Below are 19499 nucleotides of genomic sequence, written 5' to 3' on the forward strand. Positions count from 1 at the left end.
CACCGCGCGCGGCCGACCCGAAGAAAGGTAGCCAGAGCCAGTGAACCGTCCCACCGCAGCCACCCCGCTCCTGCCCGCCCTGTCCCGCCTGCTCGACGAGCAGCCGGACCTGACCCTCACCCTCGCCGGCGCCCCGTTCACAGTGGCCGAGCTCGACGCCGCGTCGCGTCGCCTCGCCGGGTTCCTCGCCGACCGCGTCGCGCCCGGCGACCGGGTCGTCGTCCTCGCCCGCAACGGCCGCCTGGCCCTGCTCTCCTGGTGGGCGACGACGCTTCGCGGCGGTTTCGTCGTCCCGCTCAACACGAGCAACCGCGGCGCCGTACTGGCCCACCAGGTGCTCGACGCCGACCCGGTCGCGATGATCGTCGAGGACGAGTTCGTGCCCGTCCTGGACGACGCCCTCATCGGCACGGAGCTACGGGTGCCGGTCCTCGTCGGCGCCCCCATCCGGCCCGCCTCGGGCCCGGCGCCCGCCTGGGCCACCGAGGTCGTGGACTTCGACGCCGCCGTCGCTGAGGGCTCGGCGGTGACGACCACCCCGGACCTCGACGCGTACGCCACCAGCCACCTCATCTACACGGCCGGCACGACCGGGCCGTCCAAGGCGTGCATGGTCAGCCACGGCTACGTGGCGAACATGGCCCGCCAGATGCACGAGAACCTCGAACGCCGCGCCGACGACGTCCTCTGGACGGCGATGCCGCTGTTCCACATGGCCGCCGTCGGGCACGTGATGGGTTCGCTCCAGCTCGGCTCGGCCATCGACCTCGCGTCGCGCTTCTCGGTCCGGGGCTTCTGGAACGAGATCCTGCGCAGCCGCGCGACGATGGCCGCGCTCATGGGCTCGATGCTGCCGATGATCGCCGGCGCCCCCGACTCCGAGGCCACCCGCGAGGCCTTCGGCCGGCTGCGCGTCGTGTCCGGCTCGCCGGTCACCGCCGAGCTCGCCGCTCGCTGGACGGAGCGCTTCGGCGTCGAACGGGTCGGCTCGGGCGCCTACGGCCTGACCGAGGCCTGCCTGATCACCCTCACCCCACCCGGGGGCTACCGGGCCGGGAGCGCCGGCAAGATCAACGACTCCTTCGAGGTACGCATCGTCGACGAGCACGACAACCCGCTGCCCGTCGGCGAGGTCGGCGAGATCGTCGCCCGTCCCAACCGTCCGGCGATCATGTTCAACGGCTACTGGCGTGAGCCGGAGAAGACGCTGGAGGTCTTCCGGGGACTGTGGTTCCACTGCGGTGACTACGGCCGCCTCGACGAGGACGGCTACCTCTACTTCGTCGACCGGGGCAAGGACTACCTGCGCCGCGGCGGCGAGAACATCTCCAGCTTCGAGATCGAGGGCGTCGTCGCGACCCACCCGGCCGTCGGCGAGGTCGCCGTCCACGCCGTCCCCTCCCCGCTGGCCGAGGACGACCTCAAGGTGACTGTCGTGCCCGCGCCCGGCGCCCAGATCGACCCCGCTGAGCTCTTCGAGTGGCTGCACCCGCGCATCCCGCGGTACGCCGTGCCCTCACACATCGAGGTCCGCACCGAACTGCCCAAGAACGCCGTCGGGCGGGTCCTCAAGCGCGTCCTGCGCGAGGAGGGCGTGACCGCGCGGACGTGGAGCACCGACCCCCGTGCCGTGACCGGCCTCCCGGTCCCGGCCGGCGCCCAGGAGCAGGCGTGAACAGCGTCCCCGGCCAGCGGTTCGAAGGGCCGCTGGCCGGCCTGCGGCTCCTCGAACTCGGTGGGCAGGGGCCGGTGCCGTTCGCGACGATGATGCTCGCCGACATGGGTGCCCAGGTGGTCCGGGTGGACCCGCCCGGCGAGCCCGACCGGCGGGAGCGCGCGCAGGTCAACGCGATCGACAGGGGCCGTACGACAGTCACGCTCGACCTGAAGTCCGAGGCCGACCGGGCGCTCGTGCACCGGCTGCTCGCCGACGCGGACGTGCTGCTCGACCCGTTCCGGCCCGGGGTGCTCGAACGTCTCGGCCTGGCCCCGGCCGAACTCACCGAGCGGTACCCGCGCCTGGTCGTGGCGCGGATGACCGGCTGGGGCCAGGACGGCCCTCTCGCCGCGGCCGCCGGGCACGACCTCAACTACATCGCCGTCTCCGGGGTGCTCGACACGATCGGCCTGCCCGACACCGGCCCCGTCGTGCCGCCGATGTATCTGGCCGACTTCGCCGGCGGCGGCATGATGCTGGCCTTCGGCGTGCTGGCCGCACTGCAGGAGCGTGTCTCCTCCGGGCGTGGGCAGGTCGTGGACGCCTCGATGCTCGAGGGCAGCGCGCTGCTCACCGTCGTCATCCACTCGATGCTCGCGCGGGGCGCCTGGAACCTCACCCGTGGCACGAACTACCTCGACGGCGGGGCGCACTTCTACCGGGTGTACCGCACCGCCGACGACAGGTTCATGTCCGTGGCGGCCATCGAGGCGAAGTTCTACCGCACGTTCCTGCGTACCCTCGGCCTCGATCCGGAGGACGGGCCGGCGCAGTTCGACGAGTCGGGGTGGGCCGGCTGGGCCGAGCGGATCGCGTCGGTCTTCGCCGGCCGCACCCGGCGGGAGTGGACCGGCGTCTTCGAGGGCGTCGACGCGTGCGTGCATCCGGTGCTGGACATCGCCGAGTCGGCCGAGCACCCGCAGATGCGGGCCCGGGGCGCCGTCGTCGAGGTCGAGGGGGTCGCCCAGCCGGCCCCGACGCCCCGTTTCTCGCGTACACCCGCGGGGGTCCCACGGGCCCCGCGCCGGCGTGGTGAGGACACCGACCGGGTGCGCTCGGCGCTCGCCGCGAGCAGCCCATGGGAAGCGTTGTCAAGGCCTTGACCTGCGGCAAGCCTCACTCTACGCTTCGACCAAGCGCTTGCTTGTTTGGTGATTCGCATTTGACGACGGACGAGACGGAGCAAACGTCAATGACGACTCAGGCCCCGGTGGCCCGAAACTCGGGACCCGCCGTCTTCGCCGACATCGTGCGGGCACGCACGGGCGACGACCACCCCGGCCTGCTCTTCGAAGGCCGCACCATCACCTGGGGCCGGATCGTGCAGGAGGCCGCCGACCGGGCCGCGGCACTGGACGACGTGCCCCGGCCCGACGGCAGGCCACTGCACATCGGGCTGCTCCTGGAGAACACCCCCGACTACGTGTACTGGATCTGTGCCGCCGCGCTGGCCGGCGCCACAGTGGTCGGGATCAACCCGACCCGGCGTGGCGCCGAGCTGGCCCACGACGTGCGGCACACCGACACCGACCTGCTCCTCACCGAGGACCGCCTCGCCGGCCTCGTCGACGGGCTCGACCTGGGCATCCCCGCCGGGCAGGTGCGCAACATCGACTCCCCGGAGTACGCCGCCTGGCTGGCCCGGCGCGCCGGCGCGCCGGTACCCACCGACGAGGTCGACCCGCGCGCCAACCTGCTGCTCATGTTCTCCTCCGGCTCGACCGGCGCCCCCAAGGCGGTCATCTGCTCCCACGGGCGCCTCGCCGCGGTCTCCGAGGCGCTGCTGGCCCGCACCGAGCTGACCCGCGACTCGGTCAGCTACCTGGCGATGCCGCTGTTCCACGGCAACGCCGTCATGCTCAACCTCGGCCCCGCCATGGTCTGCGGCGCGACGATCTGCATGGTCCGCAGGTTCTCCGCGTCCGGCTTCGTACGCGACGTGCACGAGCACGGCGTCACCTACTTCAACTACGTCGGCCGGGCACTGGCCTACATCCTGGCCCGGCCGGTCGACCCCCGCGACGCGACGAGCACGCTGCGGCGCGCCGTCGGAACCGAGGCCTCGGCCGCCGACATCGCCCGCTTCGCCGAGCGCTTCGGTGTCGTCATCTCCGAGGGCTACGGCTCCAGCGAGGGCGTCATGCGGATCAACCGCACCCCCGAGACGCCCGCCGAGGCGCTCGGTGTGGCCGTCGCCGGCGCCGAGATCAAGGTCATGAACGAGGAGACCGGGCTGGAGTGCCCGCCGGCCCGGCTCGACGGGACCGGGCGGCTGCTCAACGCCGACGAGGCCATCGGCCAGCTCGTCGGCGTCGGCATGGCGGCGAAGTTCGAGGGCTACTACAAGAACCCCGAGGCCGCCGCCGAGCGGGTCCGCGGCGAGGACTTCTGGTCCGGGGACCTGGCCTACCGCGACGCCGACGGCTACTTCTACTTCGCCGGCCGCTCCTCGGACTGGATCCGCGTCGACAGCGAGAACTTCGCGGCCGGCCCCGCCGAGCGGATCATCGAGCGCTGGGACCGGGTGGCGGTCGCCCCCGTCTTCGCCGTGCCCGACCCGCGTACCGGCGACCAGGTCATGTGCGTGATCCAGCTGCGCAGCGGCGCCACCTTCGACCCCGAGGCGTTCACCGCCTTCCTCGACGAGCAGGCCGACCTCGGCACCAAGTGGCGGCCCCGCTTCGTGCGGATCGTCGACCAGATCCCCAGCACGGGCAACGGCAAGGTCGCCAAGCAGATCCTGCGCCGTACCGCCTGGGTCACGACCGACCCCGTCTGGGTCCGCGACGGCGCGTCCACCGCGTACCGCCCGCTGACCGAGGCGGACGTCCGGGACCTCGAGAAGCAGTTCGCCGACAACGGACGTGCCGCGCTCCTGCCGGCCCCCTGACCTGCCGGCCCGCCCGGCACACCGACTGGCGCCCACGCCCCGAGAATGAGGAACATCCATGTACCTGGAGTACACGCCCGAGCAGCGAGAGCTGAGCAGGGAGCTGCGAGCCTACTTCGCGCGCCTGCTCACGCCCGAGGTCCGCGAGGCGCTCGGCGGCACCAACGAGGACCGCCCGGCCTACCGCGAGATCATCCGTCAGATCGGCAAGGACGGCCTGCTCGGACTCGGCTGGCCCACGGAGTACGGCGGCCAGGGCCGCCCGGCGATCGACCAGTACATCCTCTTCGACGAGATCAACCGCGCCCAGGCACCGTTCCCCTTCGTCACCATCAACAACATCGGCCCGATGCTGATGCGCTACGGCACCGAGGAGCAGAAGCGCGCCTACCTGCCGGGCATGCTGACCGGCGACGTCATCTTCGCCATCGGCTACAGCGAGCCGGGCTCCGGCACCGACCTCGCCTCGCTGAGCGCCCGGGCCGAGGCGACGCCCGACGGTGGCTGGGTCATCAACGGCCAGAAGGTGTTCACCAGCGGTGTCAGCCAGGCCGACTTCGTCTGGATGGCCGTGCGCACCGACCCCGCCGCCCCGAAGCACAAGGGCATCACCATCCTCATCGTGCCGACGTCGGACCCGGGCTTCAGCTGCACGCCGATCGCCACCAGCGGCATCACCCACACCAACGCCTCCTACTACGAGGACGTACGCGTCGGCCCCGAAGCCCTCGTCGGCGAGGTCAACGGCGGCTGGCGCCTCATCACCGGTCAGCTCGGTCACGAGCGGGTGGGCCTGGCCGCGATGGGCGGGCGCACCGAGCAGCTGTGGACCGACGTCGCCGCGTGGGCCGCCGAGCCCGACACCGACGGCAACCGCGTCCTGGACAAGCCGTGGGTGCGCACGGAACTGGCCCGCGACTACGCCGAGCTGACCGCGATGCGCCTGCTCAACTGGAAGATCGCCGTCGTGGGGGAGGGCCAGAACCCGGCGCCGGCCGCCGCGTCGGTCGCCAAGGTCTACGGCACGGAGACCCACGACCGGGTCTGCCGCAACCTCGTCTCCGTCGTCGGACCCCGCGCGACCCGGCGCGCCGGCGCGCCGGACGCCGTCCTCGGCGGACAGCTTGAGGCGTACACCCGCGGCTCCTACATCAACACCTTCGGCGGCGGCACCAACGAGGTGCTGCGCGACATGATCGCGGTCGCCGGTCTCGGCATGCCGAGGAAGGGGCGTTCCGCATGAGCACCACGACGCAGGCCCCCGCCTCCGACGCCACCGACCAGGACGCCTTCCTCGCCCGTCTGCGCGAGTTCGTCGGCCTCGAGGCCACGCCCACCCGCTACGCCCAGGACGCCGTCAACCAGGCGATGATCCGGCACTTCGTCGAGGCGATGGGCGACGAGAACCCCGTCTACGTCGACGACCGGGCCGCCCGGGACACCGGCCGCGAGGGCGTCGTCGCCCCGCCGCCGATGCTGTCCACCTGGCTCATGGTCGGCTACAAGGCCCACACGGCCGCCGCCGCGGGCGCCGCGCCGGACACCCCGATGGCCCGGCTGCTCGCGCTGCTCGCCGACGCCGGCTTCGTCGGGGTCGTCGCGACGAACGACGAGCACGAGTACGTGCGCGAGCTGCGCCTGGGCGACGAGATCAAGATGACCACTGTCATCGAGGACGTCTCCCCGCGCAAGACCACCGGGCTGGGCACCGGCCACTTCATCACGACGCTGCGCACCTACACCGACCAGAACGACGAGGTCGTGGCCCGCCAGCGCTTCCGCATCCTGCGCTTCGACCCGTCCGGCGCCAAGCCCGCGGCGCCGGCCGCCGCCGACCCGGCGCTGCGGCACAAGCCGTTCATCCTGCGCGACAACGCGTTCTGGTTCGCCGCCGCCGCGCAGCGTCGCCTCGTCATCCAGGCCTGCACCGACTGCGGCACGCTGCGCCACCCGCCCGGCCCGATCTGCCCGTCCTGCCACTCGTACGCGTGGCACGAGGTGGAGGCGAGCGGCCGGGGCACCGTGCACAGCTACGTCGTCAGCCACCACCCGAAGGCGCCCGGGTACGACTACCCGCTCACCGTCGTGCTCGTCGACCTCGAAGAGGGCACCCGTCTGGTCGCCGACTTCGTCGGGGACGCCGGCGAGGTCGAGATCGGCATGCCCGTGCAGGTCGACTGGCTCGACTACGACGAGAACCTCACGCTGCCGCGTTTCCGGGCCGCGACCTCCGCATCGGAGCCCACAGAAGAGGAAGGGAACTGATGGACTTCCAGCTCGCCGAGGAGCAGGTCACGGTCAACGACCTGGCGCGCGACGTGTTCTCGCGCAACGGCGACCCGCAGCGGCTCTTCGACATCGAGGCCGGGCCGGACCGCTTCGACCGCGTCCTGTACCGCGACCTGGCCGAGTCCGGCATCCTCGGGCTGCCCGTGCCCGAGGAGCACGGCGGCGCCGGGCTGGGCCTGTGGGAGGTCGCCGGGGTCTTCGTCGAACAGGGCCGCACGCTCGGCACCGTCCCGCTGTGGGAGACCCTCGTCGGCGGCGTCCTGCCGCTGCTGCGCTACGGCAACGCCAAGCAGCAGGCCGAGTGGCTGCCCCGCGTGGCCGCCGGGGACGCGGTCCTCACCGTGGCCGTCGACGACCTGACCGACGCCCGGCCGTACGGCGCCCGCGTCCGCGCGCGGTCCGGCGCCGAGCCCGGCGGTGACGGGGTCACCCTGAGCGGCACCGCCGTCGGCGTCCGCTCGGCGCACCTCGCCGACGCGATCGTCGTCCCGGCCACCGACGAGGCGGGCGCGGTCGGGCTGTACCTCGTGCCGACCGCCGGACCCGGGGTACGCCGGGACACGTTCGAGCGCACCGACCGTGGACTCGCCTCCGACGTTCACTTTGAGGACGCCGCCGCGGCGCTGCTCGCCGAGGGCCCCGAGGAGGACCGGCTCGACTGGCTGCTGCGCCAGGTCTGGACCGCGGTGGCGGCTCTGCAGAGCGGCGTCAGCCAGGCCGCCGTACGCCAGGCCGCCGACTACACCTCGGGCCGTGAGCAGTTCGGTGTGCCGATCGCGACCTTCCAGGCCGTCGCCCACCAGCTCGCCGACTGCCACATCGACACCGAGGCGATGGAGGTCACCTACCTCAACGCGCTCTGGCGCGAGACGACCGGGCGGCCGTCCCGGGCGGCGGTGCACGTCGCGAAGTACTGGGCCGCCGAGGCGGGCGACCGCGTCGCGCGCACCGTGCAGCACGTGCACGGCGGCATGGGTGCCGACGTCACCTATCCGATCCACCGTTACATGCTCTGGACCACGCAGCTTGCCAACACCGCCGGCTCGGGAGCCTGGCACCTGCAGCAGCTCGCGGACCTCGTGGGCGAGGGGGAGCAGCTGTGAGCACGCAGATCACCATCGAGCAGGTGAGCCCCGGCGACACGCTGCCGGAGCTGGAGATCCCGCTGACCCGGACCGTCATCGTCGCCGGCGCGCTCGCGACCCGCGACTACGAGGACGTGCACCACGACCCGGCCCAGGCCCAGCGTCGCGGCACCCCCGACACGTACATGAGCATCAACCACACCAACGGGCTCGTCGGCCGCTACGTCACCGACTGGGCCGGCCCCGCCGCGCGCATGGTGCGCCTGAGCACCCGCCTCGGGGTGCCGAACTTCCCGGGTGACGTGATGCGGCTGACCGGTGAGGTCGTCGGCGTCGAGGAGGACACCGTGCGCGTCGCGGTGCGTGGCATGAACAGCAAGGGCGGGCACGTCGTCTCCGAGGTGACAGTGCGCCTGCCCCGCGGATCGGAGCAGTGACGTGACGTCCACCTTCCTGTCGGGTCGCACCGCTGTCGTCGGCATCGGCGCGACGGAGTTCTCGAAGAACTCCGGCCGCAGCGAGCTGCAGCTGGCCGTCGAGGCCGTCTCGGCCGCCCTGGTCGACGCGGGCCTCAGCCCAGCCGACGTCGACGGCATGACGACCTTCACCATGGAGACCAACCCGGAGAACATGGTCGCCCGCAGCCTGGGCATCCCCGAGCTGAAGTTCTTCTCCCGGATCCCCTACGGCGGCGGCGGCGCCTGCGCACCCGTCCAGCAGGCCGCCATGGCCGTCGCGAGCGGGATCGCCGACGTCGTCGTGGCGTACCGCGCCTTCAACGAGCGCTCCGGCGTCCGCTTCGGGCAGGGACCTCCGCCGGCGAAGACCCAGGCCACCTCGGACAACGAGTACCGCTCCTGGGTCAACCCGTACGGCCTGCTCACCCCGGCCCAGCACACCGCGATGTTCGCCCGCCGCTACATGCACACGTACGGCGCGACCAGCGAGGACTACGGCCGGGTGGCGGTGCTCGCCCGCAAGCACGCCGCGAACAACCCCAGGGCGTGGTTCTACGGCAAGCCGCTCACGCTCGAGGAGCACCAGGCCTCGCGCTGGATCGCCGAGCCGCTGCACCTGTTCGACTGCTGCCAGGAGACCGACGGCGGCCAGGCGATGGTCGTCGTCAGCGCCGAACGCGCCAAGGACCTGCCCGTCACCCCGGTCTACATCCGGGGCGCGGCCCAGGGCCTGGGACCGGACCAGTACCAGATGGTCAGCTACTACCGCGAGGACCTGACCCGGATCCCCGAGGTCGAGCTCTGCGCCCGGCAGTTGTGGGCCCAGTCGGGGCTCGGTCCCGCCGACATGGACGCGGCGATCCTCTACGACCACTTCACGCCGTACGTGCTCAACCAGCTCGAGGAGTACGGCTTCTGCGGTCGCGGTGAGGCCAAGGACTTCATCGCCGACGGCAACCTGGAGGTCACCGGCTCGCTGCCGACGAACACCCACGGCGGCCAGATCGGCGAGGCCTACCTGCACGGCACGAACGGTGTCGCGGAGGGCGTCCGCCTCGTCCGGGGCACCTCGACCAACCAGCCCGACGGCGTCCGCAACGTCCTGGTGACGGCGGGCGTCGGCGTTCCCACCAGTGCACTGATCCTCTCCGCGGAGGGCTGAGACGCCGGCCACCACCACAGCTCCGAAGGCCGTCAGCGACCCACGGATCCCGCCCGGCAGCGGCCGGAAGGGACAACACCACCTCTGATCAGCCGGAACGACTCGGCTCGTGTTTAGGAAGGATGAGAATGGGCGTCACCATAACGGCCCGCAAACGTGTGGTCGCGTTGATCAGCATCGGGGCTCTCGCCCTGGCCGGCTGCAGCTCGCCGGACAACTCCGGCAGCGGCAGCAGCGCCGCGCAGGGCGAGATCGACACGTCGGCAGTGCTCAAGTTCGCGTCGGCGGGTCCGTTGCGCGACCTCGACCCGGCCCTGCAGACGAGCTACGGCGCGTGGGGCTACCTGTTCCTCGTCTGGGACCGGCTGACCATGCTGGACAAGGACGACAAGATCGTGCCGGGCCTGGCCAAGGAGTGGAACTTCGTCGAGGACGGCAGCGTCCTGGAACTCAAGCTCCGGGACGACGTGAAGTTCCACGACGGCACGCCGTTCGACGCCGAGGCCGTCAAGGTCAACATTGAGCGCGGCAAGACGCTCGAGGGCTCGACCCTCAAGAGCGACCTCGCCGACATCGAGTCGGTCGAGGTCGTCGACGCGACGACCGCGCGCCTCAAGCTGGTCAAGGGCAAGGGCGTCCAGCTGCCCGCGTCCTTCACCGGCACGGCCGGCATGATGGTCAGCCCGAAGGCGATCAAGGACGGCGCCGACATCAAGAACAATCCCGGCACCGCCGGGTCCGGCCCGTACATCGCCACCCAGCTCGTCCCCCAGGAGAAGCTCGTCCTCAAGCGGGCCGACAACTACTGGGACCCGAACGTCGGCCGTCTCGGCGGCATCGAGCTGCAGCGGGTGCCCGACGCCGCCGCCCGCCTCAACGGCCTGCAGAGCGGCCAGGTCGACCTGGCCCCGCTCAGCTCGGCCGGCGAGATCGCCACGGTGGAGAAGATCGTCACCCCGGGCAGCGGTCTCCAGCAGCACCAAGTGAAGTTCAAGAACGTCGTCGGCATCTACCTGCGCGCCAACAAGGGCGACCTCGTCAAGCCGGAGGTCCGCCAGGCGATCGCCCACGCGGTCGACCCGGAGGCGATCAGCGCGCTCTTCAGCGGCTACTGCACGCCGACCCGCCAGGTCGTGCCGGAGACGGACCCGAGCCGCATCCCGAGCTACACCTACCCGTACGAGTTCAGCGTGGACAAGGCCAAGGCCCTCGTGCAGCAGGCCGGCGGCGCCAAGGTGTCGGTCACCTTCGCCGCGGGCACGAACGCCGAGCAGCCCGCCAACGTCGTGCAGGCGTCCCTGCGGGCCGCCGGCGTCGACGCGACGCTCAACCCCGTGCCCAACACCGAGAACGAGCCGCGCTTCATCGCCGGCGACTTCGAGCTGATGGTCGGCACGTCGTGGAGCCCGAAGGCCGACCCGGCGGCGACGGTGAACACCTACATGCTGAACACGTACAAGCTCGCCGCGGACCCCTCGCTCATCGCGGGCAAGGCGGCCGAGGCCGCCAACCCCACGCTGCCGATGGACAAGCGGGCCCCGCTGTACCAGGACATCTGGAAGACGACGCTCGAGCAGGCCTGGTTCGTGCCGCTGTGCAACCAGACCAACGCGAACGTCTCGAAGGCGAACATCGTCGGCACCGACAACATCCCGATGTCGAACATCGGCATCTGGGATCTGCGCCACATCGCAGTCAAGAAGTAACCGGTCGCTCCTGACCACCGGTGGCGTCGCCGCCGGACCCACCCGCTGCGGCGGGGGCCGGCGGCGACATCACCGGCCTTGCCGGCACCAGGCCGTGCGAGGCGCAGTCCCAGGCACACGCTCAGAGTCGAGGTAGGACATGATCCGCTACGCCAGCAGGCGCTTGCTCGCGGCAATACCCCTGCTGTTCGTCGTCCCGCTGCTCGTCTTCGCCCTGATCGAACTCGCCCCGGGCGACCCGGCCGTCGTCCTGGCCGGCGACGAGCCGACCCCGGAACGTGTCGAGGCGATCCGCGAGGAACTCAACCTCAACGCTCCGGTCCTGGTGCGCTACGCCATGTGGGTCGGCGACGTCCTGCGCGGCGACCTCGGCACGTCCTTCCTGTCCGATCAGACAGTCATCGAGCTGCTGACGCGGCGAATGGCCACGACGATGTCGCTGGTGCTCGTCGCGATGATCTTCGCCGTCGTGCTCGGGGCCACCCTCGCCCTCGTGGCCACGCTGCGCTCCGGTGGCATCGTCGACCGGTTCGTCAACGGGCTCGCCTCGATCGCGATCGCCATCCCGGGCTTCTGGTTCGGCCTCGTGCTCGCCTCGGTCTTCGCGGTGGGCCTGCAGATGTTTCCGGCGTTCGGCTACCAGCCGCTGGCCGACGGCTTCTGGCCGTGGCTGTCGCACCTCGTCCTGCCGGGCATCGCCCTCGGCCTGCTACCCGCGGCCGAGGTGACCCTGCAACTCCGCTCGGCGCTCGGGCAGGTCATGAAGTCCGACTACGTCCTCAACGCCGAGGCCAAGGGACTGTCGCGATCCAGCGTGGTGTTCAAGCACTCCCTGAAGAACGCGTGCATCCCCGTCGTCACCGTCCTCGGCTTCCGCGTCGCGGAGGTCCTCGCCGGGTCGGTGACCATCGAGATGATCTACAACATGCCCGGCCTCGGTCGTACCGCGATCGAGGCGGTGCAGGGCCGTGACATCCCGGTGCTGCTCGGCTTCGTCCTGTTCAGCACGACTGTCGTCGTGCTCGTCAACCTCATCGTCGACATCTCCTACGGCTACTTCAACCCGAAGGTGCGGTCATGAGCGCCAACCAGACCCCCTCGGCTCCGGCCCCGGGGAACGACTCGGGCCTCGCCGAGGTGCCGGCGGCGGCCATCGGCACGGGCGAACCGGAGCCGGTCGCCGCCCCCGGCATCCTCAAGAGCATCGTGCGCCGCCCCGCGACGATCGCGGCCGGCGTCTTCCTGCTCGTGCTGACCTTCATCGCGATCTTCGCCCCGGCCCTGGCGCCGTACGACCCCGACGTGCAGAACCTGTTGCTGCGGCTCCGGCCGCCGAACGCCGAGCACTGGCTGGGGACCGACGACTACGGCCGGGACGTGCTGAGCCGGCTCATCTTCGGCGCGCGGGTCTCGCTGTGGGCGGCGCTGCAGGCCGCGGCCGTCGCGCTCGTCCTCGGTCTGCCGCTCGGCATGATCGCGGGCTACCGCGGCGGCTGGGTCGACGCGATCCTGACCCGCATCATGGACGCGCTGATGAGCGCCCCGTCGCTCGTGCTGGCCATCACCATCGTCGCGGTCCTCGGCGCCGGCATCACCAACGCGATGCTCGCCATCGGCCTGGTCATGGCCCCGCGCTTCTTCCGGGTGGCCCGCGCCGGCACGATGGACGTGCGGCACGAGACCTACATCGAGGCCTCGATCGCCCTGGGCTGCAGCACCCTGCGGATCGCGGTGCGGCACGTGCTGCCCAACGTGCTGCCGCCGATCATCCTCGTCATCTCGGTGTCGCTTGGTACCGCCGTCGCGGCCGAGGCGAGCCTGAGCTTCCTCGGGCTGGGCGTCCAGGCCCCCGCGGCCAGCTGGGGCTCGATGCTCTCGACCGCCTCGTCGAACATGCGCCTCGCGCCGTACCTCGTGTGGCCGCCCGGCGTGATGATCTTCCTCGCCGTCCTCGCCTTCACCTACGTCGGTGACGGCGTCCGTCGCGCCCTCGTGCGCACCCGCTCGGGCAACTGACCGTCCGGCAACCACCAGGAGCTGACATGGCACGTGAAACGGCGCCCGCCGGCACCAGGACCGACGCCACCGGCGGAACGGCGGACCTGCTGCGCGTGGAGAACCTGAGCGTCGAGTTCCCCTCGCCCTCGGGCGGCTGGCAGACGACCGTCCAGGACGTCTCGTTCTCGCTCAAGCCGGGCGGTTCGATGGCCCTGGTCGGCGAGTCCGGGTCGGGCAAGACGGTGACCTCCATCGCGGTGATGGGCCTGACCGGGGCGACCGGAGGACGGATCGCCTCGGGCCGGATCGTCTTCGACGGCGTGGATCTCACCGCGGGCACACAGAAGCAGTGGCGGGACCTGCGCGGCCCGGGCATGGGCATGATCTTCCAGCAGCCGATCCGCAGCCTCAACCCGGCGTACACCGTCGGGGACCAGATCGCCGAGTCGGTGCGCAAGCACCTGGGCATGAACCGCAAGCAAGCCCGGGCCCGTGCCGTCGAGATGCTCGACATGGTGCAGATCCCGCGGGCGGCGCAGCGGATCGACGACTACCCGCACGCGTTCTCCGGCGGCATGTGCCAGCGCGTCATGATCGCGATGGTCATGGCGTGCAACCCGCGCCTGCTCATCGCCGACGAGCCGACGACGGCGCTCGACGTGACGGTGCAGGAACGGATCCTCGAACTGCTGCGCGACCTGCAGGAGCAGACCGGGGTGGCGCTGCTGTTCGTCAGCCACGACCTCGCGGTGGTGGCCGAGCTGTGCCGGGACGTCGTGGTCATGTACGCCGGCGAGGTGGCCGAGAACGCGCCCTCGGAGCAGTTGTTCTTCCACCCGCGGCACCCCTACACGTCCGGCCTGATCGGCTCGATCCCGAAGCCGGGCCTGAGCACCGACCGGCGGTTGCGCGCGATCCCCGGTGGCATCCCGGCGCCGGGCGCCTGGCCGCACGGGTGCCGGTTCAGCAGCCGGTGCGAGTTCGCCGTGCCGGGCCGGTGCGACGTGGCCCACCCCGGCCTGGTCCGTCTCGACGGCGCCGCCGAGCACCATGCGCGGTGCGTGCGGGCCGCGGAGCTCTCTCTGGATGGAGTGACGGTCTGATGAGCCTGCTCGAAGTCGAGAACCTCACGAAGTCGTTCAGCGCCGGCCGGGACTGGCTCGGCCGGCGTACGAAATGGTTGAACGCGGTCAAGGGGGTGAGCTTCACCCTGGAGCGCGGCGAGTGCCTCGCCGTCGTGGGCGAGTCCGGCGCGGGCAAGTCGACGGTCGGGCGCATGGTGCTGCGCCTCATCGAGCCGGACTCCGGCTCGGTGACCTTCGACGGGATCGACGTGCTGGCCACGAAGCCGAAGCAACTGCGCGCGCTGCGCCAGCGGATGCAGATGATCTTCCAGGATCCGTACAGCTCGCTCGACCCGCGGATGACGATCAGGGACGCGGTCGCCGAACCTCTCCTCGTGCACACCGACAAGGACCGGGCCACGCGGGAGAAGGAAGCCGTCGAGCTGCTCGACAAGGTCGGCATCGGTTCGCGCTACCTGGAGCGCTACCCGGCCGAGCTGTCCGGCGGGCAGTTGCAGCGGGTCGCGATCGCCCGGGCGCTGACGATGAAGCCGAGCCTCATCGTGTGCGACGAGCCGGTCGCGGCGCTCGACGTGTCGGTCCGGGCGCAGGTGCTCAACCTGCTCCGGGAGCTGCAGGAGGAGCTGGGTCTGGCGTACCTGTTCGTCTGTCACGACCTGGCCCTCGTCGAGGTCATCGCCGACCGGGTCATGGTGATGGCCGCAGGTGAGGTGGTGGAGACGGACACCACGGACCAGATCTTCGCCAACCCGCGGCAGGAGTACACGAAGAAGCTGCTCGCGGCGATCCCCGTGCCGCTGCCGCGCGACGCGCAGGGCAACCGGCTCGTCGCGCCCGGAAGGGTGGGCTGAACGGTGACCGGAACGACGGAACCGACCCGGACGCAGCTGCTGGCGCGGTTCGCGACCACGCGCGACGAGGAGATCCCCGAGTCGGTACGCGACTACGGCAAGCTCGTCCTGCTCGACTCGCTCGTCTGCGGGCTGGCGGCGGTGCGGTTGCGGCGCAGCCGCATGGTCCAGCGGGTCGCGGCCCGGTTCGGCGGCCCCGCCGAGGCGACCGTGTTCGGGCTGGAGCAGCGGGTCGCGGCGATCAACGCCGCGCACGCCAACGCGGACATGATGAACGCGCTGGACGCCGACGACACGTTCTTCAACTCGGCGCACTTCGCGGTGTTCGGCGTCGCGGCCGGTCTGGCGGAGGCCGAGCGGCTGCACGCCGACGGGGCGAGCCTGCTGCGCGCGAGCATCATCGCGTTCGAGATCAACGCGCGGCTGAACCTGTCGACCTCGCTCATGGCCTTCGAGGACGGACAGTTCCGCTGGTCGCCGCTGTCGTCGCACGGGTACGCCTCGATGGGCGCGGCCGCGGCGTGCGCTGTCGTCGGCGGCTGGGAGCCGGAGCGGCTGACCCACGCGCTCGGCCTGGTCGCCTGGCTGGCCCCGCCGGCGAAGAACTCCTACATGGCCGAGCGGCGCTCGTTCAACGCGTTCAAGTACGGCCCGTACGGCGCGATCGCGCACGCCGGGATGCTCGGCGCGGCGCTGGCCGAGGAGGGCTACACCGGCGACCTGGACGTGCTGGACCGCACCCCGGGCTTCATCGAGGCGATGGGCTTCCTCGGCGGCGAGCGGCACGAGATGGTCGCCGGCCTGGGGTCGAAGTGGTGGATCACCGAGACGTCGCTCAAGCCGTACCCGACGTGCCGTTTCACCCACGCGGCGCTCGACGCGATCCGCGCGTTCCCGGGCACCCACGGGGTGCCGGTGTCGCAGATCGAGTCCATGGAGATCCGGCTGAGCCCGGCGGCCTACCGGACGTTGCAGTTCCGGGAGCCGGCCCCGCAGATCCCGGACACCGCCGTCGCGCCGCTGGACGGCGCCTTCAACATGCCGTACGCCGCGGCGCTGGCGCTGCTCGGGCACGCACCGGGACCGCAGTGGTACGACCCCGAGCGGCTGGCCGACCCGGCGGTGTGGGACCTGGCGCGCCGGATCACGACGGCGCCCGACCCGGTGCTCGACGCGGAGTGGGAGGCCGACCTCAGGGAACACCCGGGCGGCCAGATCCGCCGGACGCGGGGCGCGCTGACGATCCGGGCCGGCGGCCGGGAGTACGTGGTCGAGTCGGACTTCGCCCAGGGCGACCCGTGGGACGACACGACGCGGGCGGACTGGGACTTCGTGACCGGCAAGCTGGCCTCGTTCTGCGACGGGATCCTCGACGCGGGCGCGCAGGAGCGGCTCGTCGAGGTGGTCCGGGGCATCGACGACGTCGCCGACGTCGCCGAGACGCTGTCGCCGCTGCTGGCGCGTGCGCGGTGAGCCGACGGATCGGCGCGGAGACGAGGTCGTTCGCCTCGTACGGCCGGTCGTGGCTGATCGTCATCCGCGGGCCGCGCGGGATGGCGTTCGACCGCTTTCTCGTGCGACGGACCGGGTTCTCGCTCGTGTCGTTGCAGTACGCGCTGGCGGGCAGGTTCCCGTACCACCCGACGCTGCTGCTGACGACTGTGGGCCGTCGCTCCGGGGAACTGCGCGACGCGGCGCTGCCCTACGTGCCGTACGGGAAGGATCTGGTGGTCGTCGGCTCCAAGGGCGGCGGCCCCAAGGACCCCGCCTGGGTGGTCAACGCGCGTCACCACGAACTGTGCTGGATCGTCCTGCGGCGCAGGACGGTCCCGGTGCGGGCGCGGGTGACCGACGGCGAGCGCGACCCGGAGCTGTTCGCGCACGTCGTGGCGCGCAAGCCGAACGTGGGACGCTACGCCGAACGGGCCGCCGGCTTCGGGCGGCAGATCCCGCTCGTCGTCCTGACCGCCGTCTCGGGGGAGCCGCTCGCCTGAGCGGCTCAGCCGGTGGTGAGGACGATCCGCCCGACGAACTCGGACGCCTCCAGCCGGTCGTGCGCGACAGTGGCCTGCTCGAGCGGGTACGTCGCGGCGATCGCGGGGGCGGCGGTCACGGCCGAGAGGGTGAGCGCCTCGCGTAGCTGGCCGGCCACCGCCTCGGGCCCGGGCCGGCCGATGCCGCGCAGCGTCCAGCCCTTGACCATGAGGCGACCCAGGTGCAGGTGGGCGTGGCTGTCGGCGGTGACGCCGCAGGTGACCAGCCGGCCGCCGGGGGCGAGGACCTTGAGCACGTCGGACCAGAGGGTGCCGCCGACCGACTCGACGATGACGTCCACCTCGCCGCCGGGCAGCGCGGCGCGCAGGGACTCGACGACGTCGGGGCGGTAGTGGTCCACGACGTCGAGCGCGCCGAGAGCGCGTACCGCGTCGGCCTTCGCCGGGGCGCTGGTGCCGAAGACGCGCGCGCCCAGGTGGTGGGCGTACTGGACGGCGAAGGTGCCGACCGCGCCCGCGGCGGCGACGACGAGGACCCGGTCGCCGGGGCGTACGCCGGCGAGGTTGACGACCGCGTCGTAGGCGGTGCGTCCGGCGGTGGGCACCGCCGCGGCGTGGACGGCGTCGAGCGCGGCCGGTCGCGGGAAGCAGTGCGTGGCCGGGACGACGGCGTACTCCGCGTGGGCGCCGGTGGTCAGCCCGACGACCGCGTCGCCGGCGGTGAAGCCGGTGACGCCCGGACCGGTCCGCACGACGGTGCCGGCGACGTCCCGGCCGAGGATGGTCGGGCCGGTGACCGCCATCCCGTGGGTGCCGCGACGGATGTAGGTGTCGACCCGGTCCAGGCTTGCCGCCTGGACCCGCACGAGCACGTGACCGGGGCCGGGCGCCGGGGCGTCGAGTTGGCCGAGGCGCAGGCTGTCGGGGGAGCCGGAGTCGACGACGTAGCTGGCGAGCACGCGATTCCTCTCAGGGCAGGGCGATGGTGGCGGAGGCGATGACGTGGTCGCCGAGGCTGTTGGTGCCGCGGACGTCGACGGTGACGTGCGTTCCCCCGTCCGCCGGCTGCAGGCCGGTGACGACGCCGTCGAGCGTGCAGGTGTCGCCGGGGTGGTTCTGCGCGGCGAGGCGGGTGCGGAAGTCGACGACGCGAGCCTCCGGTCCGGCCCAGTCGGTGAGGTAGCAGTTGACCAGCGCGCTGGAGCCGAGGATGTTCATGTAGACGTCGCGGGCGCCTCGTTCGAGGGCGGCGTCGCGGTCGAGGTGCACGTCGTTGAAGTCGAAGGTCGCGGTCGCCAGCGCCGCGATGGACAGCTGGGTGACCGGGATCGGCCAGGGGGCGAGGCGTTGCCCGATGCTCACGTCGGCCCCGGTGCGGGTGCTCGTGCGGCGTTGCGGCCGGGGGGCGGTGAGCACCGGCAGGATCGCCCCGTCGCGGGTGCGCCGATGCGCCACGACGACCGGCATGCCGTCGTGCACGAGGTCGGGGCGCAGGTACGCGACGTCTCCGGTGAAGCGGGTCCCGTCGGCGAGGTCGGCGCTACCGACGAGGTAGGGGCGCTCGTCGAGGGGGGCGGCGGCGTAGCCGGGTTGCAGGTGCGCGGTCAGGGTGCCGGTGGTGCCGGCCGGCGGCAGGTCGACCGGGGCGGCGGCCGGGCGTACCGGGCGGGCGAGGCGGTCCCCTGACCTCGCCGGGCCCTCGGTCCGGGTCGCCGGGTTCCAGCGGAGCATCCGCAGGACGACGCGCCCGACCGGCTCGCCCTCGACGGTGCGGTAGTCGCTGACGAGGTCGACGAAGTGGCCCCGGCCGAGCCGGGTGGACTTCTCGGGGGAGACCGCGCCGATGGAGGGGAACTGCTCCAGGTGGTCGCCGGGGCGCAGCGGGCGTACGTAGGTGTGCTCCGTCTGCACCGCGGCCACCGAGGTGAACCCGCGCGTGGCGAGGACCTCGTTGACCCGGTCGAGGCTCTCGGCGTGGCGGTGAGCGCGCCTGTTGCCCGGCAGGGTCCACATGTTCAGCGAGGTCGCCGGGGCCACGATGCCGCCCCAGACGGAGCGGGCGGCCCACCGGGGGTCCTGGTACGCGGGGTTCTCGTCGCCGACGGCGTCGCACCAGACGCGGATGGCCGCTTCGGTGATCGCGTCCTTGGCCCGGCGTGGCGGGTCGGTGAGGCCGATCAGAGCGTCGAGTCGGGCGCGGAAATCCGCGTCACTGCCGGTCATGGGGCTCCTCTTGCGGACAACGGTGTCAACCAAGCGCTTGC

Annotated in this window: 17 protein-coding genes; 15 read left to right on the forward strand and 2 right to left on the reverse strand. The window is 72.0% G+C overall.

The window, feature by feature from the left end; all coding sequences use genetic code 11:
- The first annotated feature begins 40 nt into the window (after nucleotides 1-40).
- The 15 genes from J3R08_RS13335 to J3R08_RS13405 all read left to right on the forward strand — a co-directional run bounded on the left by J3R08_RS13335 (nucleotide 41) and on the right by J3R08_RS13405 (nucleotide 17235).
- The gene (locus J3R08_RS13335) at nucleotides 41-1675 is read left to right on the forward strand and encodes an AMP-binding protein (RefSeq protein WP_064446355.1); all 1635 of its coding nucleotides are present in this window, start codon (nucleotides 41-43) and stop codon (nucleotides 1673-1675) included.
- Complete coding sequence (locus J3R08_RS13340; RefSeq protein ID WP_064446354.1) at nucleotides 1672-2820, forward strand: CaiB/BaiF CoA-transferase family protein; 1149 nt, start codon at nucleotides 1672-1674, stop codon at nucleotides 2818-2820. Before J3R08_RS13335 ends, J3R08_RS13340 begins: the two co-directional genes overlap by 4 nt.
- An 89-nt stretch (nucleotides 2821-2909) precedes the next feature.
- Nucleotides 2910-4607: an AMP-binding protein gene (locus J3R08_RS13345; protein WP_051611052.1), complete on the forward strand. Its 1698-nt coding sequence runs from the start codon at nucleotides 2910-2912 to the stop codon at nucleotides 4605-4607.
- A 58-nt stretch (nucleotides 4608-4665) separates the two neighbouring features.
- Nucleotides 4666-5850, forward strand: a complete 1185-nt coding sequence (locus J3R08_RS13350) for an acyl-CoA dehydrogenase family protein (RefSeq protein WP_187693570.1) — start codon at nucleotides 4666-4668, stop codon at nucleotides 5848-5850.
- A complete protein-coding gene (locus J3R08_RS13355; protein ID WP_051611050.1) occupies nucleotides 5847-6872 on the forward strand; it encodes a bifunctional MaoC family dehydratase N-terminal/OB-fold nucleic acid binding domain-containing protein in 1026 nt (341 codons plus the stop codon). Before J3R08_RS13350 ends, J3R08_RS13355 begins: the two co-directional genes overlap by 4 nt.
- On the forward strand, nucleotides 6872-7999 hold the full coding sequence (locus J3R08_RS13360; RefSeq protein ID WP_209961402.1) for an acyl-CoA dehydrogenase family protein: 1128 nt from the start codon (nucleotides 6872-6874) through the stop codon (nucleotides 7997-7999). Before J3R08_RS13355 ends, J3R08_RS13360 begins: the two co-directional genes overlap by 1 nt.
- A complete protein-coding gene (locus J3R08_RS13365) occupies nucleotides 7996-8418 on the forward strand; it encodes a MaoC/PaaZ C-terminal domain-containing protein (RefSeq protein WP_223201125.1) in 423 nt (140 codons plus the stop codon). The genes J3R08_RS13360 and J3R08_RS13365 overlap by 4 nt, the downstream gene beginning before the upstream one ends.
- A gap of 1 nt (nucleotide 8419) precedes the next feature.
- On the forward strand, nucleotides 8420-9601 hold the full coding sequence (locus J3R08_RS13370) for a lipid-transfer protein (RefSeq protein WP_280841898.1): 1182 nt from the start codon (nucleotides 8420-8422) through the stop codon (nucleotides 9599-9601).
- Between the two features lie 128 nt (nucleotides 9602-9729).
- Nucleotides 9730-11307, forward strand: a complete 1578-nt coding sequence (locus J3R08_RS13375) for an ABC transporter substrate-binding protein (protein WP_064446348.1) — start codon at nucleotides 9730-9732, stop codon at nucleotides 11305-11307.
- Between the two features lie 139 nt (nucleotides 11308-11446).
- Complete coding sequence (locus J3R08_RS13380; RefSeq protein WP_043324835.1) at nucleotides 11447-12388, forward strand: ABC transporter permease; 942 nt, start codon at nucleotides 11447-11449, stop codon at nucleotides 12386-12388.
- Nucleotides 12385-13323, forward strand: coding sequence for an ABC transporter permease (locus J3R08_RS13385; RefSeq protein WP_043324834.1), 939 nt, complete (start codon nucleotides 12385-12387; stop codon nucleotides 13321-13323). Before J3R08_RS13380 ends, J3R08_RS13385 begins: the two co-directional genes overlap by 4 nt.
- Nucleotides 13324-13349: 26 nt before the next feature.
- A complete protein-coding gene (locus tag J3R08_RS13390; RefSeq protein ID WP_064446347.1) occupies nucleotides 13350-14408 on the forward strand; it encodes an ABC transporter ATP-binding protein in 1059 nt (352 codons plus the stop codon).
- Entirely contained in the window at nucleotides 14408-15241 is an 834-nt protein-coding gene (locus J3R08_RS13395; RefSeq protein ID WP_209961404.1) for an ATP-binding cassette domain-containing protein, read from the forward strand. The genes J3R08_RS13390 and J3R08_RS13395 overlap by 1 nt, the downstream gene beginning before the upstream one ends.
- A 3-nt stretch (nucleotides 15242-15244) precedes the next feature.
- The gene (locus J3R08_RS13400; RefSeq protein ID WP_209961406.1) at nucleotides 15245-16714 is read left to right on the forward strand and encodes an MmgE/PrpD family protein; all 1470 of its coding nucleotides are present in this window, start codon (nucleotides 15245-15247) and stop codon (nucleotides 16712-16714) included.
- The gene (locus J3R08_RS13405; protein ID WP_051611044.1) at nucleotides 16711-17235 is read left to right on the forward strand and encodes a nitroreductase/quinone reductase family protein; all 525 of its coding nucleotides are present in this window, start codon (nucleotides 16711-16713) and stop codon (nucleotides 17233-17235) included. The genes J3R08_RS13400 and J3R08_RS13405 overlap by 4 nt, the downstream gene beginning before the upstream one ends.
- Nucleotides 17236-17240: 5 nt before the next feature.
- On the opposite strand, the gene J3R08_RS13410 is transcribed toward J3R08_RS13405, so the two are convergent.
- Nucleotides 17241-18194: a zinc-binding dehydrogenase gene (locus J3R08_RS13410; protein WP_043324832.1), complete on the reverse strand. Its 954-nt coding sequence runs from the start codon at nucleotides 18192-18194 to the stop codon at nucleotides 17241-17243.
- Between the two features lie 10 nt (nucleotides 18195-18204).
- Nucleotides 18205-19458 (reverse strand): MaoC family dehydratase N-terminal domain-containing protein, encoded by a 1254-nt coding sequence (locus J3R08_RS13415; RefSeq protein ID WP_209961408.1) that lies wholly within the window; start codon nucleotides 19456-19458, stop codon nucleotides 18205-18207.
- Nucleotides 19459-19499 lie beyond the last annotated feature (41 nt).

The organism is Micromonospora sp. HB375 (assembly GCF_017872985.1).
Classification (GTDB): domain Bacteria; phylum Actinomycetota; class Actinomycetes; order Mycobacteriales; family Micromonosporaceae; genus Micromonospora; species Micromonospora chalcea.